Origin of the sequence: Mangrovitalea sediminis (assembly GCF_002514725.1) — a bacterium.
Classification (GTDB): Bacteria; Pseudomonadota; Gammaproteobacteria; order Pseudomonadales; family Oleiphilaceae; genus Mangrovitalea; species Mangrovitalea sediminis.
This window is the reverse complement of record NZ_NTLB01000006.1, coordinates 375,029-399,171: the sequence shown is the minus strand read 5'-3', so window position 1 is coordinate 399,171 and position 24,143 is coordinate 375,029. Positions and strand designations below refer to the sequence as shown.

Here is a 24,143-nt window from a genome sequence, read left to right as displayed (position 1 = left end):
AAGCTGGAAAAGCAAGGGACTCTGCAAGACGTTGCCTGAAGACAGGACATGCCCTGAAAAGAAGTTGGCTCCCCGAGCTGGGCTCGAACCAGCGACCCACGGATTAACAGTCCGTTGCTCTACCAACTGAGCTATCGGGGAACCGCATAAGCGCAGGCGCGCATCTTAAGGGGATCGCTCCCCGAGGTCAATAACCTGGAGCGCATCCCGATGAAGTTTTTGGAAACATCAATGCCTATGAATGACGCCGTATCGAACAATCACTCCGCCACGCCCTATGTCCCACCTCGCTGGCTGCGCAATGGCCACTTGCAGAGCGTATGGCCGACGCTGTTTCGCAAGGTGCCTTTAAAGGCGCCCGAGACGGCCGAACTGGAAACCCCGGACGACGATTTCCTGCGTCTCGACTGGTATCGGCAAGGGCATTCACGATTGGCTATCCTGTGCCACGGCCTGGAGGGGCACAGTCGCCGGCCCTATATCCTCGGTATGGCCCGGGCGTTATTGCAGGCGGGCTGGGATGTGCTGGCCTGGAATTACCGCTCCTGCGGGGGCGTGATGAACCGGCAACTGCGCTTCTATCACAGCGGAGCCACCGACGATCTCGATGTCGTCGTCCAGCACGTTCTGGCGACAACCGCGTATCCCGCGATAGCCCTGGTCGGCTTCAGCATGGGGGGGAATCTCAGCTTGGTCTATTTGGGGGAGCGAGGGCAGTCGCTGGATGCGCGGGTAGTGGGCGCCGCGACATTTTCGGTGCCCTGCGATCTGGCCGGAAGTGCGAGAGAGCTGGCGCGACGGGCTAATCGTATTTATATGCAGCGTTTCCTGACGGAGTTACGCGACAAGATGACCCGGAAGGCGGGGCAGTTCCCCGGACAGATCGATGTGACCGGTTTTGAGCAGATTCGCGATTTCAAGGCGTTCGATGACCGCTACACCGCGCCACTGCATGGTTTTCGGGATGCTGAGGACTATTGGCGGCGCTGCTCGAGCCTCTATTTTCTGCAGCGGATCCCCGTACCGGCGTTGATCGTCAATGCGCAGGACGATCCGTTCCTGTCATCGGAGTGCTACCCCCGGGCGGTTGCAGCGGAAAACCCGATGATTAGCCTGGAATCTCCGCAGTGGGGCGGTCACGTGGGTTTCGTAACCCGATCCAGTGACGGCATTTATTGGTCGGAGCGGCGGGCCGTGGAGTTTTTGGAGTCGCTGGCTCCCCGTTGAGACGGCGCGACCAGCGGGGCCAGCTTGGGCCAGACCACGTCGAGTACCTGCGGTTGGGCTTTGGCCGTCGGATGCAGTCCGTCGCCTTGCATCATGCCGGGTTGGTCGTAGATGCCGGCCAATAGGAATGGCACCAGCGGCACCTTGTAGCGTTCGGCGACTGTCGAATAGATCTTGGCGAAGGCTTCCGTATAACGGGGGCCATAGTTGGGGGGCAGACGGATACCGATCAGGAGGGTCTGGGCGCCGGTTTTTTGTACTTTCGCAACCATGGCCTCCAGGTTCTGTTGGGTGACGTCGAGCGGAAAGCCGCGTAGGCCATCATTGCCACCCAGTTCGACCAACACCAGGACAGGCCGGTATTTGTCGAGCAGGGCAGGGAGCCTCCGCAGGCCACCGTCGGTGGTTTCGCCACTGATACTGGCGTTGACTACTGTCCAGGTGCCGGGATACTGCCGATCCAGGCGCGCCTGCAGCAAGGTGCTCCATCGCTGGTCCAGCGAGACGCCGTAACCGGCGCCCAGGCTGTCGCCCAGAATCAGTAGATGCTCTTTGGCCTGGCTGGCGATCGGAAGCAGCAGGCAAATAATGGCCAATGCGTTCAAATGCCAAGGCGAGGGAAATCGTGATGTCGACATCGGTTTTCCGCAGTGACCGAGAGGGTTTTTTCATGAATGAACGATATTCCGACACGCCTGACGGGGCCTTGCTGCAGGCCAGTGAACTCACCCATCAGGTGGTGGTGGAACAGCATACGTTGACGATCTTGCAGGGCGTCAACCTGGAAATCAAGGCAGGTGAGTCTGTTGCCATCGTTGGACGTTCGGGATCAGGTAAGACGACACTGCTGGGGCTGTTGGCCGGTCTCGATGTACCCAGCGAGGGCACGGTCATCCTCGCCGGTTCTGAGTTGACCCGTCTTTCCGAGGACGAGCGCGCGACCCTGAGGTCTCGCTACGTCGGATTCGTGTTCCAGTCATTTCAGCTGCTCCCGGCTCTGACGGCCCTTGAGAATGTCCAGTTGCCGCTGGAGCTGCGGGGCGATAAGGACGCTGAGAAGCGCGCGCGCCAACTGCTTGAGCGCGTGGGCCTGGGGGATCGGTTGAGTCACCGCCCACGACAGCTGTCCGGGGGCGAGCAGCAACGGGTGGCCATTGCCCGGGCCTTTGCCAGCGATCCACGGATTCTGTTCGCCGACGAGCCAACCGGCAATCTGGATACCGAGACGGGCGCGGAGATCGTCGAGCTGCTGATGACGCTGAATCGCGAAGAGGGAACCACCTTGGTACTGGTGACCCACGACACACAGTTGGCGGCCCGGTGCAGTCGCCAGCTACGCATGGAAGCGGGCCGTCTTGGCGCGGTTCCGGTCGAGGTGTCTGCGTGAAATTTCTGCATCTGCTGTTATGGCTGGGGCGCCGGGACTGGGCGCTGCGTGAAGTGCGTGTGACGCTGCTGGCGGTGCTGGTTGCGGTAGCCACGGTGGCGACTATAGGCCTGTTTGCGGATCAGCTGCAGCGCTCGGTCATGGCCTCCGGTAGCCAGTTCCTGGCGGCGGATCGGCAATTGCGTGGCAGTCAGCCAATGGCGGAGGATTGGCTGAAAGACAGCGCGACGCTGGGGTTGCGGCATGCCGCGATGGTGCGTTTTTCCTCCATGCTGTTTGCCGATCAGCATCTGCAACTGGCTTCGGTCAAAGCGGTGGGGAGTGCCTATCCACTGGCGGGCCAGGTGACCGTCCGCGATACGCCTAGCGGCCCGGTTCGGCGTTTGGCCCATGGTCCGGCCCCCGGCAAGTTGTGGGTCGATGCCAGGTTGCTGCCCCTGTTGCACATCAACGTGGGGGATTCGGTCCAGGTCGGTCAGGCCAGTTTCAAGGTGGCGGCGATTCTGGTGCAGGAACCGGATGCCGGTCTCAGCATGCTGGGGTTGGCGCCGAGGGTACTGATGAATCTCGACGATGTAGCGGCAACCGGCGTTATCCAGCCGGGGAGTCGGGTCGCCTATGTTGATTTCTTCAGCGGTTCGGATCCGCAGCTGAGCCGCTTTCACGATTGGCTGAAGACACGGCTTAGGCCTGACCAGCGCTGGATTGGTGTTAAGGAAGGCCGGCCGGCTGTATCCCGGACTATCGATCGTGCCGAACGTTTCCTGATGCTGGGCGGTAGCCTGGCCGTATTGATGGCGCTGGTCGCCATCGCCGTCGCGAGTCGTCAATATGCAATCCGCCAGTTGGATACCGTGGCCCTGTTGAAAACCTTCGGTTTGACGCAGGCGCGTATCAACCGGTTGTATTTGGGGCGCTTGGCCAGTTGGACGCTGATCGGCACGGGAGGTGGCCTACTGTTGGCGTTGCCGCTCTGGTTCGCCCTGGCCCAACTGGCCAAACGCTGGATTACCACGCCACTGGCCTGGAGTCTGAATCCGGTGGCCTTGTGGCCCGCGGCTGTTACGGCCGTCGTGGCCTTGTTCGCCTTTGCGCTGCCGCCGATCGTCCGCCTGCGAAAGGTGCCGGCCATGCGGGTCCTGCGCAGTCTGCCTGGCGTGGATCTGGTGGGTATTGTGCCGGACGTGACCCTGGCACTGTTGGCCATGGTGGCGTTGATTGCTCTATACGCGCGTAATCTGTGGCTGGTGGCCGCACTACTGGGCGGTTTGGCGGCGCTGCTCCTGTTGTTGGTCCTGATTGGCTGGGGGCTGGCCAATCTGCTGTCTCGGGTCGGCCAGGGGGGCGGGACCTGGCGCCTGGCCCTCATCGGCATGCGGCGTCACCGCAGAGCCCTGTTGTCGCAGGTGGCTGTGGTCGGACTGACCATGATGCTGGTAGGAACGCTGTACCTGGTCAGAACGTCATTGTTGCAGTCCTGGCAGCGTCAGTTGCCGGCCGAGGCGCCCAATGAATTCCTGGTCAATATCGCGCCGGATGCCGTGCCGCAAGTGCGCCGTTTTCTCGACCAGAACAATCTGTCTGCCAGCCACCTCTATCCCATGGTGAGAGGAAGACTGACTGAGATCAACGGCAAGCCGGTGCGCCAGGTGGTGAGTGATGCCAATGAGGTCGAGGCCCTCAACCGGGAGCTCAACCTGACCTGGATGGAAAAACTTCCGGCCGATAATAAGCTGGTGGAAGGCCGGTGGTGGCGCACCGGTATTACCGATGAGGTTTCCGTCGAGCAGCGGCTGGCCGAAAAGCTGGGGTTACATCCGGGTGACCGGGTGACCTTTGTGATCGGTGCCCAGCAATTGACGGCCACTGTCGCCAGCATTCGCAGTGTCGACTGGGAAAGCATGCGTCCCAATTTTTACGTCGCGTTCCCGCCAGGGGCGCTGGCCGATTACCCGGCGACCTGGATTACCAGCTTCTACCTGCCGCACGCGCAGCGCCTCCTGCTGGATCGTTTCAACCGGGAGTTTCCGACGATCACCGTGCTCGATATTGCGCATCTGATCAATCGAATTCATGACATCGTCGGCCAGATTACGCAGGCGGTGGAGGCCCTGCTGGTGATGATTCTGGCGGCGGCACTGCTGGTGGTGATTGCCGTATTGGGCGCGACCTTGCCCGAACGCCAGCGGGAAGGTGCATTGCTGCGAACGTTGGGTGCCCGGAGAGCGACTTTGGTGCGGAGCACGCTGCTGGAGTTTGCGTTGATCGGTGCGATGGCCGGTTTGGCGGGTGTGGCCGCAGCGGAGGGGGCCGTCTGGTTGTTACAGTACCGGTTGTTCTCGGGGACCTTTGAGTGGCACCTGGGGTTGTGGTTGGTCCTACCGGTTCTCAGTGCGTTGCTGATGGCGGTGGTGGGCCGGCTTCAGTTGAAGCCGGTCCTGACCGTATCGCCGATGTTGTTGCTACGGCAACTGGAGTGACGCCTAGGAGGCGGTTTCCAGGATAGCGTCCAGTGCGCTGATGAGCGCAGTACATTCGTCGTCGGTTCCGACGGTAATGCGCAGGAACTGGTCGATGCGCGGCAGTTGGAAGTGGCGAACCACGACCGAATGCGCCCGCAGGGCAGCTGCCAGTGATGCACCTTCGTGGTCCGGGTGGCGGGTGAAGACGAAGTTCGCTGCCGACGGCAGCACCTCGAAGCCGCGAGCGGTCAGCGCTTCGGTCATACGCTCACGGCTGTCGATGACTTGACGGCAGGTCTGCTCAAAGTAGGCCTGATCGCCAAAGGCGGCTACAGCGCCGGCGAGGGCGAGCCGGTCCAGCGGATAGGAATTGAAACTGTTCTTCACCCGCTCCAGCGCCTCGATCAGATCGGGGTGCCCGGCGGCGAAACCGACGCGTAACCCCGCCAGAGAGCGGGATTTCGACAGGGTCTGTACCACCAGCAGATTGGGGTAACGCTCGATCAGTCCGATGGCTGATTCGCCACCAAAGTCGACATAGGCCTCGTCGACGACCACCACTGACTGTGTATTCTTTTCCAGCAGCGTCGCGATGTCTTCAAGCGGTAGGAGGCGACCCGTCGGCGCATTGGGGTTGGGAAAGATAATGCCGCCGTTGGCTTGGGTGTAATCTTCCAGCCGGATGGAAAAGGTCCCGTCGAGCGGAACCGTCCGGTACGCCACTTCATAGAGACCGCAGTAGACCGGGTAAAAACTGTAACTGATATCCGGAAACAGTATCGGCTGGTCGTGTTTGAGCAGGGCACGGAATGTGTGCGCCAGAATCTCGTCCGAACCGTTGCCGACAAAGATGTGCCGGGGGCTGAGTCGATGGTACTCCGCAATGGTCTGTTTCAGGTGATCCGCATTGGGATCGGGATAACGACGCAGATTGTCACCGAGTTCCGTGCGAATCGCTTCGAGCACGGCCGGTGAGGGCGGGTACGGATTTTCGTTGGTATTCAGCTTAACCAGGTTGTCCAGCTTGGGCTGTTCACCCGGTACATAGGGCGTCAATTGACCAACGATGGCACTCCAATATCGACTCATCGATGTCTTCCAGATTGTTCGGGGTGGACTGGGCAGACGCGCAGCTGGCGTCTGGGCGGGACGCGTGGCGTCACCGGGCCCGACAGCATAGCATGAGTACAGGGACGGATGGATATCTGGCGCCCGCAGAAGATCGCCGGTGTCAGGGATGGGGAATCTATTCCGGTGGCAGGCGCCGCAGGCCAATCAGTTGGGTCTCTTCCCAGCCCAGCGCTTTATAGAAGCCGATTGCCGGGTGGTTGTTCCGGTCTGCCAGTAACTGCAGGCGCTTGAGACCGTTGGCGTCCGCCCATTCCTGTACGGCCGTCAGCAAGCGGCGGCCGATGCCCTGGCCGCGGACTTTGCCCGTGACGATAACATCCTCGACGAAGCCGACAGGGCCACCTTCGGCAGTTGAGATCAGGGTTTGTAGCGTGCAGAGACCGACAATGGCGTTCCCCTGTGCAGCCACCCAGAGATGACTGTCGGGTTGCTCGAACAGGAGACGCAACCCCGAGCGCTGTGCGTCGGGGTTGGCGGCGAAGTCGGCTTCAAGCGTAAACAGCTCGCCAATCAGCGCCACCATAGGTTCCAGGTCGGCTGGCGTAGCCGGGCGGATATGGGTGTCTGCCATAGCTACGACCTTCTGTAGGCTCAGCCCCAGGCGTTTTGCAGCACAGCACGGGCATCGGCGAGGCTGACTTCGCGAGGGTTGAACATGATGGAACCATCGTCCAGCGCCATTTCGGCAATGCGGTCAAGCTGGCTTTCCTCGACCTTGCCGGTTTCCTTGAGCGTACGCGGCAGATTACAGCGCTTGTGCAACTCGTCGCGTAGCTTGCGAATGGTGGCTATGGATTCTTCCGCTCGTTGGGCCTTGGGCGTCAGGGCATAGACGTCCGGGCCGGCGAGGTGCAGCAGCAGTTCGCCAAGGGGTTCCCGGATACGCTCCAGGTTGAATTCCAGGACGTAGGGCAGGAGCAGGCTCATGCAGACGCCGTGGGGCAGGTGGCAAAGTGCACCGACCGAGTGGCCCAGAGAATGTACCAGACCCACCATGGAGTTGGAGAAGGCAATGCCTGCCATCGTCGAGGCCTGGGCCAGCTCCAGCCGTCCTTCGCTGTCTTTCGGGTTGTCCATCACCTTGAGCAAGTTGTCGCTGATCTTGCGTACGGCAGCTGCGGCGTAGGCGTCGCTCAACGGGTTTTTCTGCAGGCAGGTAAAAGCCTCGGTGGCATGGGTCATGGCATCCATGGCCGTTGCTGCGGTGATATGCGGCGGCAGCGTCAGCGTCATGCGGGGGTCGATAACGGCGACGTCCGGCAGCAGGAAGGGGGACGAGTAGGGCAGCTTGACCTGCTTGCGGGTGTCGGCGATCACGGCCACCGATGTCACTTCGGAACCCGTGCCGGCGGTGGTCGGCAGTACGAAAAAGGGCTTCAGCGGCCGCTTGAGCACGCCGGCCCCCGCATAGGCGGCGATATCGTCTCCGCCTTCGGACACCAGTATGTTCACCGCTTTGGCGGTATCGATGGCCGAACCGCCGCCGATGGCGATGATCGAATCGCACTTTTCCTGACGATAGATCGCGGCGATGGCGCGCACGACATCGGTGGACGAGTCGGGGGGAACGTCGTCATAGATGGCGACAATTTCCTGATCCGATTCTTCACAGGCGCTGATGACCGGTTCCAGCAGGCCGGCGCCACGCACGCCTTTATCGGTAATGATCATGGGGCGGCTGGCGGCGCGGGAGCTGAGCTCGAAAGGGATATGCTCCAGGGCGGCCTGGCCGGCGATGACTTTTACGGGGCAGAAAAATTCGTAATAGCGGGTATTCATGCGAGTTTCACCGTAGCGAGGAATTGACTGGCGACTTGCAGATAGATGCGGGCGGCCTGCAACAGCTTTTCTGACAGGCCCAGATTGCCCGGGTACTCCTTGACCGCCCGTTCGGCGAGCAGTTTCGGCAGAATGAAGGCCTCCAACCGGTTCAGCACCCGGGTCATGCGCAGGGCGTAACCGATGTCGCCGTCCACCAGCATGCGGTCGTAGGCGAAGGCCTCGGATGTTTTCTCCTGGAACGACAAGACCCGGAAAGCGTGGGCAATGTGTTTGAAGCGGATTGAAAGGTCCGCCGCTTCAGGCCCCTTTTCGCCACAGTAGCGTAATCGGCCCTTGGGCAGCTTCTGCATGACCAGCGCCGGCCCATGTGGCATGACGGTCATTTCAAACAGAAAGCCGTCTGGCAGCACGCGGGTCTCTTCGCGAATGGAGGGATCCAGGTCGCTGATGGCTTGCAGCGATCGTCCGACCACCTCCATCATCAGTTTGACGTAGATTTTGCGGGCTTGGAGCGCCACAGGTTTGATACGACGGGCGAGCATAGACGTTATCCCTTGTCGTGATGGCCGATTCCAGGATTTTTAGAGTTATTGCTCTAGAAGTCAAGCAAGCGCTCAGGGGCTACGGAAATACCGCGACAAGATCACATTGTGGGCGCTAATTGATCAATTGCTGGTATGCTGTATGGAGCAAACGTATATGGAGCCTGATATTCCTTGAGCGCATTTCGTACTTGCCGGTCAGTGTTGCTTCCGGCAATGGTGATTTTCTCGGGGCTCCTGGCCGGGTTTTCACTGTCGGCGAGGGCAGAGATCGCGGCAGCCTCGGTCAATCCGATTGCTGAATGGCCTGTCTTGCGTGCCGGGCTCGAGCCGTTTCCGCCGTTAATTCTGGAAAACGGTGGAGGCGAGAGTGTCGACTGGCTAAAAGCGGCTGCCAATTCTGCCGGTTACCGGTTACACATCATCATCATGCCCTACAGCCGGGCCAAAATCGCCCTGTCCCAGGGCGAAGTGGATATCATCGGCCACACGCCCTATGGCTACGAATCACCCGATTTCTATCACTATGCGCGGGAACTTTCCTGGTCCATCGAAACTTCCCTGGACGCCTTTGCGCGTGATCCGGAACGTCTGAGTCCGGAGGCGCTGGTGAGTGACGAAATAGGAACGCCTTTCGGCAATGCTGAGTTTCTGGCCGCGTTGCTGGATTTGCCCCATGCCCACTTTATTGAGGGGCGACTGGATAACTTGAGTTCCATGCTGACAGAGCGTCGTCTCGATATCCTGATGTTCGAGCGGGCTTCGGTGATGAACAGCCTGCAGAAGGATGGTGCAGGGCCTGTCTACTACCGGCAGATAATGACCATTCCTGCCGGCTTCGCGGTGGCCAGACAGAATAGATTGCTGGCTGACCGACTCGACAAGGCCATGCGAGGGCTGAATGAAGACGCCTATTTTGCCGGATTCCGGCGTTATCTCGATATGCCTGAGACCGGCATCGTTCCCTGATCGATTCCTGCGTGCCGAGAGGCTTCTGTCTGGCATACCCAGGTGCTGAGGCCTGAGCGGTAGTCCGGATCGGCGGCTTTGGGTATAGTTCGCGCATATACGCAGGTCGGCACCGCAATGCGGTCACGGGAGCAACAGATGAAAAAGCAGAGTGCCCAGGACGATGTCCTGTTCGGGCAGGTCAGCCGCTTTATCCGTTCGTTACGGCAAAGCCATTTACTCGGCATCGAGCCGGTGAAGGCGGCAGAAAACGAACTGATTCTCAGGTTACCCTACAGCGAATCCATTGTCGGCGATCCCGAGACGCGAATTATCCATGGCGGCGCTATCACGACCCTGATGGATACGGCGTCGGGGTCCGTTATTATCTGTGCGTTGCCGGAGTTCGAGCTTTGCCCGACCTTGGACCTGCGCGTTGATTACATGCGTCCGGCCGAGCCGGACAAGCCCGTATTCGCTCGGGCTCGCGCCTATCGCGTTACCCGCAATATCGTATTCACGCGCTGTGAAGCCTATCAGGACGACTGTGAAACGACGGTGGCACACTGCGTGGCGACCTTTATGCGCATCGGTGCCGATGCTTCACCCAAAGCCTACCGCGAATTGATCACAGGGGTGAACGAATGAGCCGACGGGATACGATGCACAAGGCGCTTGAACAGGGAGACCTGTCGGCATTGGTGGAGCGGATTCCCTACGCCAAGATGATCGGGCTGGTGTGCGAACGCTTTGGCGACGACCTTATTTTTCGCCTGCCGCCTCAGGAGTCCAACGTTGGTAACCCGATATTGCCGGCTATTCACGGCGGGGTGATCGGCGGCTTTATGGAGTTGTCGGCGGCGCTCTACCTGATGCGCTCCCAGGATACGCCCAAGTTGCCGCGTATCGTCGATTTCTCCATCGATTACCTGCGCGCAGGATTGTTGCGGGAAACCTATGCCGAGTGCCGACTTACCCGACAGGGCAATCGCGTGGCCAACGTCATGGTCACCGCCTGGCAGAAGTCCCGTCTGGAACCTATCGCCACCGCACGCGCTCATTTCCTGATGGCTTGAATTTCTCAGCCACGACCCCATTTTCAATGCCAGCACTTATTCCCAGGTCCCGGGCCTCATGGTCCGGGGCGCTAGCGTAGATCGATTGGATAAGGAGACACTGGCACTATGACGGTCGAAACGCAAAAAGAGACGCTTGGCTTTCAGACCGAGGTGAAGCAGCTGCTGCACCTGATGATTCACTCCCTCTACTCCAACAAGGAGATCTTTCTGCGGGAGTTGATATCCAATGCCTCTGATGCAGAAGACAAGCTGCGCTTTGAAGCGCTGAAAAACCCCGCTTTGTACGAAGAAGATCCTGATCTCAAGATTCGGCTCGAATATGACGAAGAGGCCAAGACCGTCACGCTGAGTGACAACGGCATCGGGATGAGCCGCCAGGAAGTCATCGATAACCTGGGCACCATTGCCCGTTCGGGTACCTCGGAATTCCTGAAGTCGCTGACGGGAGATCAGAAGAAGGATTCCCGGCTGATCGGTCAGTTCGGGGTCGGTTTCTACTCCGCCTTTATCGTTGCGGACAAAGTTGAGGTCTTTACCCGTCGTGCCGGTGTCCCGGTGGCCGAAGGCGTGCACTGGGAATCGAGTGGCGAAGGTGAGTTCACGCTGGAAACAGTCGATCGTCCGGAGCGGGGCACCACGATCGTGCTTCACCTGAAGCCGGAGGAAACCGAGTTCGCCAATGGCTGGCGTTTGCGCAATCTGGTCAAGAAGTATTCCGATCACATTTCCTTCCCTGTCGTGATGAAGGCCGAAGTCTCTGATGACAAGTCGGAAGACGGCGCCAAGGACGAAACGGTCAACGATGCCACGGCCCTTTGGACTTTGCCGCGGACGGAAGTGAAGGACGATGAATACAAGAGCTTCTACAAGCACATCGCACACGACTTCGAAGATCCGCTAACGTGGTCCCACAACAAGGTCGAAGGCAACCTGGACTATACGAGCCTGCTTTATATTCCGGCCCGTGCACCCTTTGACCTGTATAACCGCGAAGCGCCGCGGGGCCTGAAACTGTATGTGCAGCGCGTGTTCATCATGGATCACGCAGAGCAGTTTCTGCCGCTCTACCTGCGTTTCGTCAAGGGCGTCGTGGATTCCAACGATCTGTCTCTGAACGTGTCGCGGGAGATTCTGCAGAACGACCGTACTGTCGACAGTATCAAGACAGCGTTGACCAAGCGCGTATTGGATATGCTGTCCAAACTGTCCACTAACGACGCGGATAAGTACCAGGCCTTCTGGAACGAGTTTGGTACCGTGCTGAAGGAAGGGCCCGCAGAGGATTTCGCCAATCGCGAGAAGATCGCCAAGTTGCTGCGCTTCGCCTCGACCCAGCTGGGCGAATCCACCCAGAATGTGGGGCTGGACGACTACATCTCCCGCATGAAGGAAGGGCAGGACAAGATCTATTACATTACGGCCGACAGCTTTGAGGCTGCGAAGAGCAGCCCTCACCTGGAGATCTTCCGCAAGAAAGGTATCGAGGTGCTTATCCTCTCTGATCGTATCGACGAGTGGATGATGAGCTACCTGAACGAGTACGACGGGAAATCGTTCCAGGATGTCGCTCGCGGCGAGCTTGACCTCGGTCAGATCGAAACCGACGAGGATCGCCAGCAGCAGGAAGAAGCCGCGAAGGCTCATGAAGATCTGCTCAAGCGCGTCAAGGCGGTTCTCACCGACAGGGTCGAGGATGTCCGCGCCACGAATCGCCTGACGGATTCTCCGGCCTGTCTGGTCGTGGGCGATCACGACATGGGCGCGCAGATGCGGAAGATCATGGAAGCTGCCGGTCAGAAGGTGCCGGAGAGCAAACCAATCTTCGAGCTCAACGTCGAGCATCCGCTGGTGAAGCGTCTCGAGGCGGAAACTGCCGAGTCCCGCTTTAACGATCTGGCGACTATCCTCCTGGATCAGGCGGTACTCGCCAGCGGTGATGCCCTGAAGGATCCGGGCAGTTATGTCAGCCGCTTGAACGGATTACTGTTGGAGTTGACCCAATAAGCCTCAGGGTCCGTAAAGCCCGCGCCGATGCGCGGGCTTTTTTATATTGAGTGTCGGCGCTTTCACGGCGAAAATTGGGCAAGCTTTCTTTTGATGGGACTGGCCCGTTACCGAGATGCAGGAAATTATTCTCGACCTTTTCATTTCGCCCGATGAATGGCTGAAAATCTATCGCGGCACGGCGCGTGTCGTTAGAGCCCGTTCGGTCGATGGGCGCCATGTTCAATTTCCCGCCAACATCCTGGCTCGCTACCTGACCCGAGATGGTATCCGCGGCCGATTCTGTATCCGTTTTGACGACCACGGGCGTTTCGCTTCGGTCGAACAGTTCAAAGCAGGCTGACTGGGCGTCAGCTCAGGAAGACGAGATAGAACAACCCGCCCAATAACACCCACTTCCCAACGTAGTAGCCGGTTTTGTTGGTTTTCTTGAAAGCTTTTGCTTTCAGGCGCAGATGGTAAACCTTGTCGAAGATCCGGTTCAGTCCGCCGACCTTTTCGCCATCGCTGTTTGGCGCCTGGGCGGAGCGGATCAGTGTCCATTTGAAGAAATGGTTGAAGTAGGACGCCAATCGATAACGCAGAGGCCGCTCGATATCGCAAAACAGGATCAGCCGGTCCTGTGGGGTGCGGTTGTACGCATGGTGTATGAAGGTTTCGTCGAACAGCACTGCTTCCCCGTCTCGCCAGGAATAGGTCTGGCCATCGACGACAATGGCGCAGTCGTCGGAATTCGGTGTTACCAGACCCAAGTGGTAGCGCAGCGAGCCGGCATAGGGGTCTCGATGCGCGCCCAGGTTGGAGCCGGCTGGCAGGAAGGCGAACATGGCGGCGTTGATCGCTGGAATACTCTGCACCAATGCCAGGGTTTTAGGGCAAAGCTGTGCTGAGGGTTGAGGGTCGTCATACCATTTGAGGTAAAAACGTTTCCAGCCGTTGCGGAAAAAGGAATGAAATGCGACGTCGTTGTGGCTGCTGGCTGCGCGGATATGGCCTTCGTCGAACAGGCTCATCGCCTCGTCCCTGATCTCTTCCCAGTGTTCCTGCAGTGGCTTCAACTCGGGAAACTGGTCCAGGTCCAGAAAGGGGGTGTTGGGTACTGCCGACGTTGTATAGAGCACCGTGTTGATCGGCGCCAGAAAGGTGGAATGATCGCTCAGCTGGCGGGTCCAGGAATGCCTGATTCGCCCGCGGAAATGCACGTAGATAGCTGAGCAGACGAAGGCGGCGAGCAGGATGCCGCGAAATCCGATAAGTGATTCCATCATGGCGCTTCGGTCTACCGAATTGTTCGCTCTCGCGCCGCGCCCGTCCAGGAAACGGAAGAGGCCTGCGAGCAGGTTTGGGGTTCGTATCGAGTCGTCGTGCTGGGCGCTACGGAGGGGATAGAAAGGCAACGACATCCCTGGCGCTACATGGGCGGTCTGCTGGCTCCCGGCAGTCCGTGTCGGGCCTCGCCTGCTGACGAACTCGTCCTGAACAGAAAATCGCAAAAAAGATAAGTCAGCTTATCATTTTGGTGGGGCAGCGCTAGCGGGAGCGAGTAGGGATTTCTGCGTACGTCGACTACTGGTTGTTGACGTACCAGTGGTTCTGCCAGGCATCCATGACCCTTTCGGCGTACCAGACCTTACCGGTGCTGCCGTTGTATCGGGCCAGTCCTCGCATGACGTTGCCGTGTTCTTCGTCGATGTAGTGCTTGAGAATGGTGCACCCATAGCGCAGGTTAGTCTCGATATGGGTGAGATTATCGTTGGGGCGTCCGATTTCCTTCTTCCAGAACGGCATTACCTGCATCAATCCCTGGGCGCCGACACTGGAAATGGCAAAGCGATCAAAAAGACTCTCTACCTGGATGACCGCCAGCACCAGTTCCGGCGTCAGTCCGGCCTGGGTCGCTTCCTCGTGGATCAGTTTGAGGAGTTTGAGGCGTTTTTCCGGGTTGGGGACATAACGGGCGAGACGACCGGACATATCGACCAGCCAGACTTCTGCATCGAACTTGTCCTTGAAGCTCGAGGGGTTATCGACCACTTTTTTCAACGCAGCTTCAACGGCGGCATCCGGCGTTTGCATCGTGTGGGTCGATGACGATGCCCAAGCGGTGTGGCTGAAGGCCAGCGTGAAAAGAAGCGATAGCAGGCAACGGAAAACGGCGGTTGTCATGGTTCCGATGTGTTGTACGGGTTCGTCTCTCAGTGTAGTCGATCCCGGGCAAGTTCAAGCCCGGGATCGTTAAGGCTGAGAACCGTTACGCGTGTTTCTGCAAGGCGTCGACGAGGAATGTCAGAATTTCGCTGGCAGGTATGTCCTGCCTGTCGGCATCGCTGCGTCCCTTATACTCGAAGGTGCCGGCTTCCAGGCCGCGGTCGGAGACCACGACGCGGTGAGGAATCCCGATCAATTCCATATCCGCGAACTTGACGCCAGGCCGCTCGTTTCGGTCGTCCAGCAGGACGTCGACGCCTGCCGAACGCAGTTCGTCATAGAGTTTTTCGGCAGCGCGCATGACCGACGGCGCCTTCTGGGCGTTGAGTGTGACGATGACGACCTCGAAGGGAGCGATGGCGGCCGGCCAGATAATGCCGCGATCATCATGGTTCTGTTCGATGGCGGCGGCGACCACACGGGACACACCGATGCCATAGCACCCCATATCCATCACCACGGCCTTGCCGTTTTCGTCGAGAACGGTCGCATTCATGGCGGCGCTGTACTTGCGGCCCAGTTTGAAGACGTGACCGACCTCGATGCCGCGCTTGATTTCCAGCACGCCCTGGCCGTCGGGACTGGCGTCGCCTTCAACAACATTGCGAAGGTCTTCCACGCGGCCCAGCGCCACATCCCGCTCCCAATTCACACCGGTCAAGTGATAGCCATCGCGGTTAGCGCCACAGACGAAGTCCGCCATGACGGCCGCGCTGCGGTCGACGATCACCGGCAATGTCAGATTGACCGGCCCCAACGATCCGGGCTTGCAGCCTGTCGCTGCTTCGATTTGTTCGTCACTGGCCATTTGCAGAGGGGATGCGACGCCATCGAGTTTTTCCGCCTTGATTTCGTTGAGGCTATGATCGCCACGCAGAACAAGCGCAATCAGAGGCTGCTGGTCGTTTTCGTCGGCTTCGCCGAGGACGATCAGGGTTTTGACGGTCTGCGTCACCGCGACTTTTAGGAAAGCGGAAACATCATCGATGGTGCGTTGATCCGGCGTCGCCACTTCCTGCAGTGTCTGCGCCGGTGCAGGACGCTCGCTGACATCGGGAACGGCTTCGGCCAATTCGACGTTGGCGGCATAATCGCTGACCGTGCTGAAGGCGATGGCGTCTTCCCCTGAAGAGGCCAGGACGTGGAATTCATGGGACGCGTTGCCACCGATGCTGCCGGAGTCGGCCTGCACCGGGCGGAAATCCAGACCGAGGCGGGTGAAGATGCGCGTATAGGCGTCGTACATGGCGCGATAGGTTTCATCCAGCGATTCCGCATCGACATGGAAGGAGTAGGCATCCTTCATGAGGAATTCGCGGGCCCGCATAATCCCGAAGCGGGGGCGGCGTTCATCGCGAAACTTGGTCTGGATCTGATAGAAGTTCGCCGGCAGTTCCTTGTAGCTTTTCAGCTCGTTGCGAATCAGGTCGGTGATGACTTCCTCATGGGTGGGGCCCACACAGAATTCACGGTTATGCCGGTCGTGCAGACGCAACAGTTCGGCACCGTACTGCTCCCAGCGGCCGGATTCCTGCCAGAGCTCCGCCGGTTGGATGGCCGGCATAAGCAGCTCCTGCGCTCCAGCGCGGTCCATCTCCTCCCTGACAATCGTCTCAACCTTGCGCAATACGCGTAGCCCCATCGGGAGCCAGTTGTAGAGTCCGGCAGCGACCTTGCGGATCATGCCTGCGCGCAGCATCAACTGATGACTGATAACTTCCGCATCGGCGGGTGTTTCCTTGAGGGTGGCGATCAGGTAGCGACTTGCACGCATGGTGGTCTGTTCCGTCCTTCTTTTATTAACGGTCTGGAATGGGTGGCCGGCGGTCTATTGAACTTTTTCGGGCCTGTGGCGGTTTATTGTACGGAGCGATGGGGGCGACGTACAGAATGGGTCGACAGTTGTCCGCAGGGATGCGCATCATAAGGTCGCGGAATGTCCCTGCTTCTTTGTTTGGGCGTGGGTCCGCCGACCTGTTGTTTATCGGTAATGAGGTGACTGACATTGCTAGATGCACAAGAAATTGAAGCGCTGATTCGCGAAGGGGTCCCCATGGCGGAAGATATCGGATTCACCGTCGAGGCCGTCGACTCCGGCTATGCGCGAACGCGGGTGCCTTTCAATGCCCGGATGGTTCGCCCGGGCGGTACCCTCTCGGGTCCGGTCCAGATGTCGCTGGCGGATGCCAGCATGTACGCGGCTATCCTGGCGACTCTGGGAAAGGTGGAAATGGCTGTCACCAGCAATTTGAATATCAACTTTCTGCAGCGTCCTGCCCAGGAAGATCTGGTGGCCGAGGCATTTGTGCTGAGAATGGGGCGACGACTGGCCTTCTGCGAGGTTCGCCTGATCTCTGCCGGTAGCGAAACGCTGGTGGCCCACGTAACGGGCAGTTACGCGTTGCCGGCATCGTCCGGTAGCAACTGATCGGTATACACGATTCGTTATTTTCATAAGTATCGAACTTATGCATAATGCCATGGGAAGCGAGCGGCACCGGTGACCATCGTCGCTCGATCGGTGATTGATGGCTTCGGGAAAAGGAGCGGTTCATGGCGGATACGATGCAGAACAAACGGGTACTGATCACAGGAGCCAATAGTGGCATCGGTTACGTTGCCGCTGAGATGTTGGCCGGTATGGGGGCCGAAGTCGTTTTGGCGTGCCGTCGACCGGAAGCGGCCCTGGACGCCTGTAACCAGATTCGCAAGGCGCATCCGGCTGCGAAGTTGGATACGCTGACATTGGACCTTTCCTCGCTGGAATCGGTACGTAAGGCGGCTGCGATCGTCCGGGAGAAATGGCCGGAGTTGGACGTTCTGGTCAACAACGCCGGCATTGCGTCCATGAAGCGTAAGACCTCGGTGGACGGTTTTGAACTCACTTTTGCGACCAACCACCTGGGGCCCTTTCTGTTCACCCAACTGATTCTGCCGACATTGAAAGCCCCGGGAGGGCGTATCGTCAACGTTGCGTCGACAGCTCATCACCAAGGCCATATGCACTTTGACGACCTCAATCTGAAAAAGGGGTACCGGGTCTTCAAGGCGTATTCTCAATCAAAACTGGCCAATATCCTGTTCACGCGCGAATTGGCGAGGCGTCTGGAGGCGAAAGGTATTACCGTGAATTGCCTGCACCCGGGAGCGGTGAAAACGAATATCTGGCCTGGCGATCACTGGTACGAAAAGCTGGCCAGCGCGGCGATCAAGCTATTCCTGATCACGCCGGAGGAGGGGGCCAGGACGACGGCCTGGTTGGCCAGTTCGGATGCGGTCGCAGACAAGACGGGAGACTACTTTTACCGTTGCCGGAAGGCGAAAATTTCGCGGGAAGCCGCTGATGATAACATTGCCCGCCGTTTGTGGGATCTTTCCGTCGAGTGGACGGGGTTGCCGGCGGACGTCGCTGAAACGAGGTGAAGATCTGCCCCTCTAAAGGTGATCGGCGTATGATAGAGCGCCTTCCCGTTAGCGATGGGTTCCATAAAGGAGAGAGCGATGGCCTTCAATACTTGGCTGGTGTTTTTGCTGGCAGCCGTGCTGATCAGTATTTCCCCTGGAGCGGGTGCGGTGAACACCATGAGTAATGGCCTTCGTTATGGCGTTCGCCATTCGCTGCCCGCTATTCTGGGGCTGCAGCTTGGGCTGGGGTCCCAGATTGTCCTGGTCGGCATCGGCCTTGGAGCTTTGCTGGGATCCTCGGAAATTGCCTTCAGTCTGGTGAAGTGGGTCGGCGTTGCTTACCTGATGTGGTTAGGCTGGCAGAAATTCCGGGAAGGGGCTCTGCAGCTCGATGGCGATAAGGGCAGGGTACTTTCTGCGCACCGCCGTTTTTGGCAGGCGACCGTAGTGAACCTGACGAATCCCAAGGCGACGGTTTTCCTGGTCGCGCTGTTCCCTCAATTCGTGGACGCGACAACACCTCATGTTCCGCAGTTCGTGATAATGGGGGCAACGATGATTGTGGTGGATATCGTTGTGATGGTGGGGTATGCCACGTTGGCGACGCAGATCCTTAAGGTGTTGCGCACACCTCGCCAGCAACGACACCTGAATCGCGTTTTCGGCGGCTTCTTTATGGGCGCCGCGGCAGCGTTGGCGGCTTTCCGCAACTAAAGCCCGCTTGAGTCACGACTATTCGACCATGGACCCGTCGCGTCCCGGCGGGCATACTCCCTGCGATCACGAATTATGCTGACTGGGAGGTCATGTGGAGCGACAACGCAAGGCCGTCATGTTAGGGCTTCTGACGGTTCTCCTCTGGTCGACGGTCGCTTCCGCTTTCAAGCTGTCCCTGGCAGCGATGACGCCTGTTCAATTGCTGTTTTATGCGTCGTTGGTCTCTATTTTTGTCTTGGGAAGCGTTCTGGCGCTTCAGGGGCGTTTCTCGGAACTCTGGCGTTATTCCCGGCGGCAATACCTGCAGTCGCTGGGGCTGGGGCTGATGAATCCCTGCCTGTATTACCTGGTCCTCTTCGGTGCCTATAACCGGCTGCCGGCTCAGGAGGCTCAGCCTCTCAACTACACATGGGCGCTGACGCTGACGTATCTGTCCGTTCCTTTATTAAAGCAGCGTCTGAGACCTCTCGACGTCGTCGCCGGCTTAGTCTGTTATCTCGGTGTTGTCGTTATTGCTTCGCGTGGCGATCTACTGAGTCTGCATTTTGCTGACACGATGGGGGTCGTCCTGGCCTTGTCCAGCACCCTGATCTGGGCGCTTTACTGGATAGCCAACACCCGGGATCGCCGGGATCCTGTGGCTGGCCTGCTGCTCAACTTCCTCTTCGGACTACCTTTTATTGCGTTGATCTGCGCCTTCACCGATGGTTTTGAGGTAGAGCGGGCTTCCGGTCTCATTGGCGCGGCCTACGTCGGCGTGTTCGAAATGGGGATCTCTTATGTGCTTTGGCTGAACGCCATGAAACTGGCCGATAACACGGCGACCATCAGCAACTTTATCTTTATCTCGCCTTTCTTATCCCTGATCTTCATTCATTATCTGGTTGGAGAAAAAATCCTGCCGGCGACTTATGTGGGATTGGTTTTGATTGTGGCAGGACTGGTTTTGCAGCGGGTCAAGCGTAAAGTCTTGCGTCGTCGCGTGACGCCGGAATAAGGGCGGCGCGTTACAAGAGGCTCTTGAAATTCATGGCATTGAAACCCACTTGTGATGTTGTGGTATTGGCGATGGGTGTTCGAGCTGAGTTCCAGAACCTTACTGGGAAATCGAATCATAAGCTAAAGCTATAGCTGTGATCGTAAAAATTAATGGCCGGATGCTTCATCGCTTTTCCGGGCGCTGTATATTATGGCGCGACGTCATTTTTGGGCGCTTGCACCTTGGGTGTTTTTGCCTGTCATTCAAAGAGCTAACTGGAGATAGCCGCTAATGAGCGTACTTGTAGGAAAACCTGCTCCTGACTTCACCGTTCCCGCTGTACTGGGCGATGGCACCATTACCGACACCTTTACCCTGTCCGAAGCCATCAAGGGCAAGTATGGGCTCGTGTTCTTCTACCCGCTCGACTTTACCTTTGTTTGCCCGTCAGAGCTGATTGCGCTGGATCACCGGATGGATGCGTTCAAAGAGCGTAATGTGGAAGTGATCGGTGTTTCGATCGACTCCCACTTCACTCACAACGCATGGCGTAACACTTCTGTCGACAATGGCGGTATCGGCGCAGTTCGTTATACCCTGGCTGCCGACATGAATCACGACATCGTCAAGGCGTATGACGTCGAGTCCGATGGTGGCGTTGCCTTCCGTGGCGCGTTCCTGATCGACAAGGATGGTGTTGTGCGTTCGCAGATCATTAACGATCTGCCGCTGGGTCGAAACATGGACGAGTTGCTGCGTCTGGTTGATGCGCTGCAATTCCATGAAGAGCACGGCGAAGTCTGTCCTGCTGGTTGGAAGAAGGGCGACAAGGGGATGGACGCATCTCCGGATGGTGTTGCCAAGTACCTGGCTGAGAATGCCTCTGGCCTGTAATGGTTTTTAGCGTTAGGCGATGAAGTTTTTTTCTTCATCGGAAAAATGCCCGGCAGCGATCCTGTCGGGTATTTTTTTGGGGTTTTAGACGTAAGTCTGATTGTAATTTTTTTACACAACCTTGCAGTGACGGGGGTTGCAGGCCGATTTCGGTCTTTTTTGTTAAACAGGTTCTTGGGTATTTCGTCGATTTTCCAGGCGCTTTCGCCGCTGAGTCTCTTCTGATTTCCGAAGATTTACGGTTGCCAGGAAGGGGGGCAATCGAGTAAAACTACGCCCCGCTGGAAAAGGACCCGCTTTACCGGGAGCGCGCAAACCTGTCAGACGAGGTTGCGAATAAAAAAAGCAAACGCTCTCGTTCACTTTTTTTTGATTCGATTTCTCCTTTTCCCGCCTTAAAGAAACCTACGCATTGGAATAAAACCTATGATCGTCGGTATACCCAAAGAAATCTTCTCAGATGAAGCCCGGGTCGCCGTCATACCGTCCGGTGTTGCGGATCTCGTCAAAAAGGGTTTTGACGTGGTTGTGCAGGCTGGAGCGGGCGACCGGTCCCACATTGGTGACGATGAGTTCCGCGCTGCCGGTGCGAGCCTCGCCGCCGATGCAAAGTCCCTGTACGAGCAGGCTGACCTCGTTCTGAAGGTCCGCGTGCCGACCGAGGACGTCGAAAACGGCTATCACGAAGCAGATTTGATTCGTGAGGGTGCGTCGCTGATTTGCATGATGGATGCCTATTACAGCCTCGACGTCGTACAGAAGCTGGCTGCGCGCAAGGTGCGCAGTTTTGCCCTGGAGTTTATTCCGCGGATTACGCGTGCGCAGAGCATGGATGTGCTCAGCTCCATGGCCGCTATTTCCGGCTACCGAGGCGTTCTCGCCGGAGCCATGTCGCTGCCCCAATACTTCCCGATGTTGATGACCGCGGCCGGTACCATTACGCCGGCCAAGGTGTTCATTATCGGCGCTGGCGTAGCCGGCTTGATGGCCATCTCCACGGCGCGCCGCCTGGGTGCGGTGGTGGAGGCCTACGACACCCGCTCCGCTGCACGTGAGCAGGTAGAGAGCCTGGGTGCCAAGTTCGTCGAGTTCGACCTGCCGGCGCAGGACGATAAGGCGACCGGTGGTTATGCGAAGGCGCAGTCGGAAGAGTTCTATCGTCGTCAGCGTGAGCAGATGGCCCAGAAGGTGGCTCAGTCCAACCTGATTGTCACCACGGCCCTGATTCCCGGCCGCGAGGCGCCAAAGCTGATCACGGCCGATATGTTGCACCTGATGAAAAAAGGTTCGGTGATTGTCGATCTGGCGGCGGAGCGTGGCGGCAACGTCGAAGGCACGGTTCGCAACGAAAAAGTCTACAAGGATGGCGTCACGATCATCGGCTACTGCGATCATCCGTCGCGTGTGCCGGTTCACGCGTCCCAGCTCTACAGCAAGAACATTACGACCTTTCTCTACAACATGTCGAAGGACGGTGAGCTGGAGCTTAACCTTGAGGACGAGATTGTCTCATCCACCATGCTGACGGCCGACGGCGACGTAGTGCATGCGGCGCTGAAAGAACGTCTGCAACCCCAGGAGGCGGGCAACTAATGGATATGCTGATTATCTCCCTGACCATCTTCGTGCTGGCGATCTTCGTTGGTGTTGAAATCATCAACAAGGTTCCGCCGACGCTGCACACGCCGCTGATGAGCGGCTCCAACGCGATCTCCGGAATCGTCGTGGTCGGCGCCATTATCAGCGCCGGTGGCGGTGAGCACACCACGGCCCTGTCCACCATCCTGGGTGTACTGGCGGTCATCCTGGCATCCATCAACATCTTCGGCGGGTTCTTCGTGACCAACCGTATGTTGCAAATGTTCAAGAAAAAGTAATCGCCTATGAACAGTTTTATCAACCTCTGCTATCTGGTCTCGGCCGTGTTGTTTATCCTCGGCCTGAAAGGAATGACCTCACCTAAAACGGCGGTGCGCGGTAACAAGCTGGGCGCCATCGGTATGACTGTTGCCATTGTGGCGGCGCTGCTGGATCACAACGTTCTGTCCTATTGGTGGATTCTGATCGGTCTCGTCATTGGTGGCGGTATTGGCTACGTCTGGTCTAAGCGCGTGCCGATGACTTCGATGCCCGAGATGGTTGCCGCGCTGAACGGCTTCGGCGGTGGTGCATCGCTTTTGGTTGCGGTTGCAAGTTACATCGAAAGCCAGCACACGCCGCTGTTCGCGTCGACGCCGGACTGGAGTATCGCGATGATCGCCAGCGTGCTGGTGGGCGCGGTCACCCTGACCGGTAGCTTCATCGCTGTCGGCAAGTTGATGGGTAAGGTCAGCGATGCCAAGAACGTGCGCCTGTACAAGGCGCTGGTGAAATTGTGTGCCATCGTTGTGTTGGCGGGCACCGTCTACTTCGTGATGCATCCGGCAAATGCCTATCTGTTGATTGGCGTTCTGGGGCTGATCTGTCTGTTGCTGGGCGTCTTGCTGGTTATGCCTATCGGCGGTGCTGACATGCCGGTGGTGATATCGCTGCTTAACTCCTACTCGGGGATCGCCGGGGCTGCAACGGGTTTCATCCTGCACAACAATGGCCTGATCATTACCGGGTCGCTCGTTGGTGCGTCCGGTATCATTCTGACCGGCATCATGTGCAAGGCGATGAACCGCTCGTTGACGAACGTATTGTTTGGCGGCTCGCTGGCCGAGCAGGGCGGCGGTGTGAGCAAAAGCGAATCCGATGCGTTCTACGATGGCAAAGTCAAACAGGCGGATGCCGACGACCTGGCCATGATCCTGGATACGGCTTCCAGCGTGATCTTTGTACCGGGTTATGGTTTGGCTGTTGCGCAGGCTCACCATGCCACCCGAGAGCTGGCGACCTTGCTGGAGAAACGGGGCATCAAGGTTAAGTATGCGATCCACCCTGTCGCGGGCCGTATGCCAGGGCACATGAACGTTCTGCTGGCGGAAGCGGAAGTGCCTTATGAGCAGTTGATTGAAATGGATGTGATCAATCCCGAGTTCCAGCAGGCTGATGTGGCCATCGTCCTTGGGGCGAATGACGTCACCAACCCGGCGGCATCCGATGATCCTGCCAGCCCGATTTACGGTATGCCGATCCTTGAGGTGCATAACGCCAAGACGGTCGCTGTAATCAAGCGCAGTCTTAGCCCGGGCTTTGCCGGCATCCCCAATAAGCTGTTTATCAACGACAACACCTTGATGGTGTTTGGCGATGCCAAAGAGGTTCAGCAGCGAGTTATCGCTGCAATGAACGATCTCTGACATCGATAGACAGCTATTCTAGCCCGCATAATCTTTTGTTTATGCGGGCTTTTTTGTGCTTTTGGATAGGGGCGGAGGCTCTGTCGTGACACCT

The 24,143-nt window shown here is 58.2% G+C and carries 24 protein-coding genes and 1 tRNA gene; 16 read left to right on the top strand and 9 right to left on the bottom strand.

What is annotated here, in order from left to right:
- Positions 1 to 65 precede the first annotated feature (65 nt).
- A tRNA-Asn gene (locus tag CLR77_RS16910) sits at positions 66 to 141 on the bottom strand.
- A gap of 90 nt (positions 142 to 231) precedes the next feature.
- On the opposite strand from CLR77_RS16910, the gene CLR77_RS16905 reads away from it, so the two are divergent.
- Positions 232 to 1,227 carry a YheT family hydrolase gene (locus CLR77_RS16905; protein ID WP_227519968.1) on the top strand — a complete coding sequence of 332 codons (996 nt, stop codon included), beginning with the start codon at positions 232 to 234 and terminating at the stop codon, positions 1,225 to 1,227.
- Here the strand turns inward: CLR77_RS16905 and CLR77_RS16900 are convergent.
- Positions 1,173 to 1,865, bottom strand: a complete 693-nt coding sequence (locus CLR77_RS16900; protein WP_097461857.1) for an arylesterase — start codon at positions 1,863 to 1,865, stop codon at positions 1,173 to 1,175. The two genes, CLR77_RS16905 and CLR77_RS16900, sit on opposite strands and share 55 nt — an antisense overlap.
- A gap of 32 nt (positions 1,866 to 1,897) precedes the next feature.
- Between CLR77_RS16900 and CLR77_RS16895 the strand changes: the two genes are divergently transcribed.
- Positions 1,898 to 2,614, top strand: coding sequence for an ABC transporter ATP-binding protein (locus CLR77_RS16895; protein ID WP_097461856.1), 717 nt, complete (start codon positions 1,898 to 1,900; stop codon positions 2,612 to 2,614).
- A complete protein-coding gene (locus CLR77_RS16890) occupies positions 2,611 to 5,094 on the top strand; it encodes an ABC transporter permease (RefSeq protein WP_227519967.1) in 2,484 nt (827 codons plus the stop codon). Before CLR77_RS16895 ends, CLR77_RS16890 begins: the two co-directional genes overlap by 4 nt.
- A gap of 3 nt (positions 5,095 to 5,097) precedes the next feature.
- Here CLR77_RS16890 and hisC read toward each other — a convergent pair whose 3' ends face one another.
- The 4 genes from hisC to CLR77_RS16870 all read right to left on the bottom strand — a co-directional run bounded on the left by hisC (position 5,098) and on the right by CLR77_RS16870 (position 8,531).
- Positions 5,098 to 6,165 (bottom strand): histidinol-phosphate transaminase, encoded by a 1,068-nt coding sequence (gene hisC / locus CLR77_RS16885; RefSeq protein WP_097461855.1) that lies wholly within the window; start codon positions 6,163 to 6,165, stop codon positions 5,098 to 5,100.
- 157 nt (positions 6,166 to 6,322) lie between these two features.
- Positions 6,323 to 6,778 (bottom strand): GNAT family N-acetyltransferase, encoded by a 456-nt coding sequence (locus tag CLR77_RS16880; RefSeq protein ID WP_097461854.1) that lies wholly within the window; start codon positions 6,776 to 6,778, stop codon positions 6,323 to 6,325.
- A 20-nt stretch (positions 6,779 to 6,798) separates the two neighbouring features.
- Entirely contained in the window at positions 6,799 to 7,986 is a 1,188-nt protein-coding gene (locus CLR77_RS16875; RefSeq protein ID WP_097461853.1) for an iron-containing alcohol dehydrogenase, read from the bottom strand.
- Entirely contained in the window at positions 7,983 to 8,531 is a 549-nt protein-coding gene (locus CLR77_RS16870; RefSeq protein ID WP_097461852.1) for a hypothetical protein, read from the bottom strand. Before CLR77_RS16870 ends, CLR77_RS16875 begins: the two co-directional genes overlap by 4 nt.
- Positions 8,532 to 8,705: 174 nt before the next feature.
- Between CLR77_RS16870 and CLR77_RS16865 the strand changes: the two genes are divergently transcribed.
- From CLR77_RS16865 to CLR77_RS16845, 5 genes are all read left to right on the top strand, one after another.
- Entirely contained in the window at positions 8,706 to 9,500 is a 795-nt protein-coding gene (locus CLR77_RS16865) for a type 2 periplasmic-binding domain-containing protein (protein ID WP_143269434.1), read from the top strand.
- 138 nt (positions 9,501 to 9,638) lie between these two features.
- A complete protein-coding gene (locus tag CLR77_RS16860; protein ID WP_097461850.1) occupies positions 9,639 to 10,127 on the top strand; it encodes a PaaI family thioesterase in 489 nt (162 codons plus the stop codon).
- Positions 10,124 to 10,555 carry a PaaI family thioesterase gene (locus CLR77_RS16855; protein WP_097461849.1) on the top strand — a complete coding sequence of 144 codons (432 nt, stop codon included), beginning with the start codon at positions 10,124 to 10,126 and terminating at the stop codon, positions 10,553 to 10,555. The genes CLR77_RS16860 and CLR77_RS16855 overlap by 4 nt, the downstream gene beginning before the upstream one ends.
- A gap of 108 nt (positions 10,556 to 10,663) precedes the next feature.
- A complete protein-coding gene (gene htpG, locus CLR77_RS16850) occupies positions 10,664 to 12,562 on the top strand; it encodes a molecular chaperone HtpG (RefSeq protein ID WP_097461848.1) in 1,899 nt (632 codons plus the stop codon).
- 115 nt (positions 12,563 to 12,677) lie between these two features.
- A complete protein-coding gene (locus tag CLR77_RS16845; RefSeq protein ID WP_097461847.1) occupies positions 12,678 to 12,905 on the top strand; it encodes a DUF2835 domain-containing protein in 228 nt (75 codons plus the stop codon).
- Positions 12,906 to 12,912: 7 nt separating this feature from the next.
- Here the strand turns inward: CLR77_RS16845 and CLR77_RS16840 are convergent, their stop codons facing one another.
- The 3 genes from CLR77_RS16840 to CLR77_RS16830 all read right to left on the bottom strand — a co-directional run bounded on the left by CLR77_RS16840 (position 12,913) and on the right by CLR77_RS16830 (position 16,544).
- Positions 12,913 to 13,830 carry an aspartyl/asparaginyl beta-hydroxylase domain-containing protein gene (locus CLR77_RS16840; RefSeq protein WP_097461929.1) on the bottom strand — a complete coding sequence of 306 codons (918 nt, stop codon included), beginning with the start codon at positions 13,828 to 13,830 and terminating at the stop codon, positions 12,913 to 12,915.
- 298 nt (positions 13,831 to 14,128) lie between these two features.
- A complete protein-coding gene (locus tag CLR77_RS16835; protein ID WP_097461846.1) occupies positions 14,129 to 14,728 on the bottom strand; it encodes a lytic transglycosylase domain-containing protein in 600 nt (199 codons plus the stop codon).
- 85 nt (positions 14,729 to 14,813) lie between these two features.
- The gene (locus CLR77_RS16830) at positions 14,814 to 16,544 is read right to left on the bottom strand and encodes a proline--tRNA ligase (RefSeq protein ID WP_097461845.1); all 1,731 of its coding nucleotides are present in this window, start codon (positions 16,542 to 16,544) and stop codon (positions 14,814 to 14,816) included.
- A gap of 279 nt (positions 16,545 to 16,823) precedes the next feature.
- On the opposite strand from CLR77_RS16830, the gene CLR77_RS16825 reads away from it, so the two are divergent.
- The 8 genes from CLR77_RS16825 to CLR77_RS16790 all read left to right on the top strand — a co-directional run bounded on the left by CLR77_RS16825 (position 16,824) and on the right by CLR77_RS16790 (position 24,049).
- On the top strand, positions 16,824 to 17,198 hold the full coding sequence (locus CLR77_RS16825; protein ID WP_097461928.1) for a PaaI family thioesterase: 375 nt from the start codon (positions 16,824 to 16,826) through the stop codon (positions 17,196 to 17,198).
- 125 nt (positions 17,199 to 17,323) lie between these two features.
- Positions 17,324 to 18,193 carry an SDR family oxidoreductase gene (locus CLR77_RS16820; protein ID WP_097461844.1) on the top strand — a complete coding sequence of 290 codons (870 nt, stop codon included), beginning with the start codon at positions 17,324 to 17,326 and terminating at the stop codon, positions 18,191 to 18,193.
- 78 nt (positions 18,194 to 18,271) lie between these two features.
- Positions 18,272 to 18,889, top strand: a complete 618-nt coding sequence (gene rhtB, locus CLR77_RS16815) for a homoserine/homoserine lactone efflux protein (RefSeq protein ID WP_097461843.1) — start codon at positions 18,272 to 18,274, stop codon at positions 18,887 to 18,889.
- Between the two features lie 94 nt (positions 18,890 to 18,983).
- Entirely contained in the window at positions 18,984 to 19,889 is a 906-nt protein-coding gene (locus CLR77_RS16810; RefSeq protein ID WP_097461842.1) for a DMT family transporter, read from the top strand.
- 273 nt (positions 19,890 to 20,162) lie between these two features.
- Complete coding sequence (locus CLR77_RS16805; protein WP_097461841.1) at positions 20,163 to 20,765, top strand: peroxiredoxin; 603 nt, start codon at positions 20,163 to 20,165, stop codon at positions 20,763 to 20,765.
- Between the two features lie 426 nt (positions 20,766 to 21,191).
- Positions 21,192 to 22,358 carry a Re/Si-specific NAD(P)(+) transhydrogenase subunit alpha gene (locus tag CLR77_RS16800; RefSeq protein ID WP_097461840.1) on the top strand — a complete coding sequence of 389 codons (1,167 nt, stop codon included), beginning with the start codon at positions 21,192 to 21,194 and terminating at the stop codon, positions 22,356 to 22,358.
- On the top strand, positions 22,358 to 22,642 hold the full coding sequence (locus CLR77_RS16795; protein WP_097461839.1) for an NAD(P) transhydrogenase subunit alpha: 285 nt from the start codon (positions 22,358 to 22,360) through the stop codon (positions 22,640 to 22,642). The genes CLR77_RS16800 and CLR77_RS16795 overlap by 1 nt, the downstream gene beginning before the upstream one ends.
- 6 nt (positions 22,643 to 22,648) lie before the next feature.
- On the top strand, positions 22,649 to 24,049 hold the full coding sequence (locus CLR77_RS16790; protein ID WP_097461838.1) for an NAD(P)(+) transhydrogenase (Re/Si-specific) subunit beta: 1,401 nt from the start codon (positions 22,649 to 22,651) through the stop codon (positions 24,047 to 24,049).
- Positions 24,050 to 24,143: the final 94 nt, after the last annotated feature.

What these genes read in the sequence shown, in the direction of transcription:
- CLR77_RS16905 (WP_227519968.1), top strand. Translation starts at nt 232, where the DNA reads ATGCCTATGAATGACGCCGTATCGAACAATCACTCCGCCACGCCCTAT.
- CLR77_RS16900 (WP_097461857.1), bottom strand. Translation starts at nt 1,865, where the DNA reads ATGTCGACATCACGATTTCCCTCGCCTTGGCATTTGAACGCATTGGCC.
- CLR77_RS16895 (WP_097461856.1), top strand. Translation starts at nt 1,898, where the DNA reads ATGAATGAACGATATTCCGACACGCCTGACGGGGCCTTGCTGCAGGCC.
- hisC (WP_097461855.1), bottom strand. Translation starts at nt 6,165, where the DNA reads ATGAGTCGATATTGGAGTGCCATCGTTGGTCAATTGACGCCCTATGTA.
- CLR77_RS16880 (WP_097461854.1), bottom strand. Translation starts at nt 6,778, where the DNA reads ATGGCAGACACCCATATCCGCCCGGCTACGCCAGCCGACCTGGAACCT.
- CLR77_RS16875 (WP_097461853.1), bottom strand. Translation starts at nt 7,986, where the DNA reads ATGAATACCCGCTATTACGAATTTTTCTGCCCCGTAAAAGTCATCGCC.
- CLR77_RS16870 (WP_097461852.1), bottom strand. Translation starts at nt 8,531, where the DNA reads ATGCTCGCCCGTCGTATCAAACCTGTGGCGCTCCAAGCCCGCAAAATC.
- CLR77_RS16860 (WP_097461850.1), top strand. Translation starts at nt 9,639, where the DNA reads ATGAAAAAGCAGAGTGCCCAGGACGATGTCCTGTTCGGGCAGGTCAGC.
- CLR77_RS16855 (WP_097461849.1), top strand. Translation starts at nt 10,124, where the DNA reads ATGAGCCGACGGGATACGATGCACAAGGCGCTTGAACAGGGAGACCTG.
- htpG (WP_097461848.1), top strand. Translation starts at nt 10,664, where the DNA reads ATGACGGTCGAAACGCAAAAAGAGACGCTTGGCTTTCAGACCGAGGTG.
- CLR77_RS16845 (WP_097461847.1), top strand. Translation starts at nt 12,678, where the DNA reads ATGCAGGAAATTATTCTCGACCTTTTCATTTCGCCCGATGAATGGCTG.
- CLR77_RS16840 (WP_097461929.1), bottom strand. Translation starts at nt 13,830, where the DNA reads ATGATGGAATCACTTATCGGATTTCGCGGCATCCTGCTCGCCGCCTTC.
- CLR77_RS16835 (WP_097461846.1), bottom strand. Translation starts at nt 14,728, where the DNA reads ATGACAACCGCCGTTTTCCGTTGCCTGCTATCGCTTCTTTTCACGCTG.
- CLR77_RS16830 (WP_097461845.1), bottom strand. Translation starts at nt 16,544, where the DNA reads ATGCGTGCAAGTCGCTACCTGATCGCCACCCTCAAGGAAACACCCGCC.
- CLR77_RS16825 (WP_097461928.1), top strand. Translation starts at nt 16,824, where the DNA reads ATGGCGGAAGATATCGGATTCACCGTCGAGGCCGTCGACTCCGGCTAT.
- CLR77_RS16820 (WP_097461844.1), top strand. Translation starts at nt 17,324, where the DNA reads ATGGCGGATACGATGCAGAACAAACGGGTACTGATCACAGGAGCCAAT.
- rhtB (WP_097461843.1), top strand. Translation starts at nt 18,272, where the DNA reads ATGGCCTTCAATACTTGGCTGGTGTTTTTGCTGGCAGCCGTGCTGATC.
- CLR77_RS16805 (WP_097461841.1), top strand. Translation starts at nt 20,163, where the DNA reads ATGAGCGTACTTGTAGGAAAACCTGCTCCTGACTTCACCGTTCCCGCT.
- CLR77_RS16800 (WP_097461840.1), top strand. Translation starts at nt 21,192, where the DNA reads ATGATCGTCGGTATACCCAAAGAAATCTTCTCAGATGAAGCCCGGGTC.
- CLR77_RS16795 (WP_097461839.1), top strand. Translation starts at nt 22,358, where the DNA reads ATGGATATGCTGATTATCTCCCTGACCATCTTCGTGCTGGCGATCTTC.
- CLR77_RS16790 (WP_097461838.1), top strand. Translation starts at nt 22,649, where the DNA reads ATGAACAGTTTTATCAACCTCTGCTATCTGGTCTCGGCCGTGTTGTTT.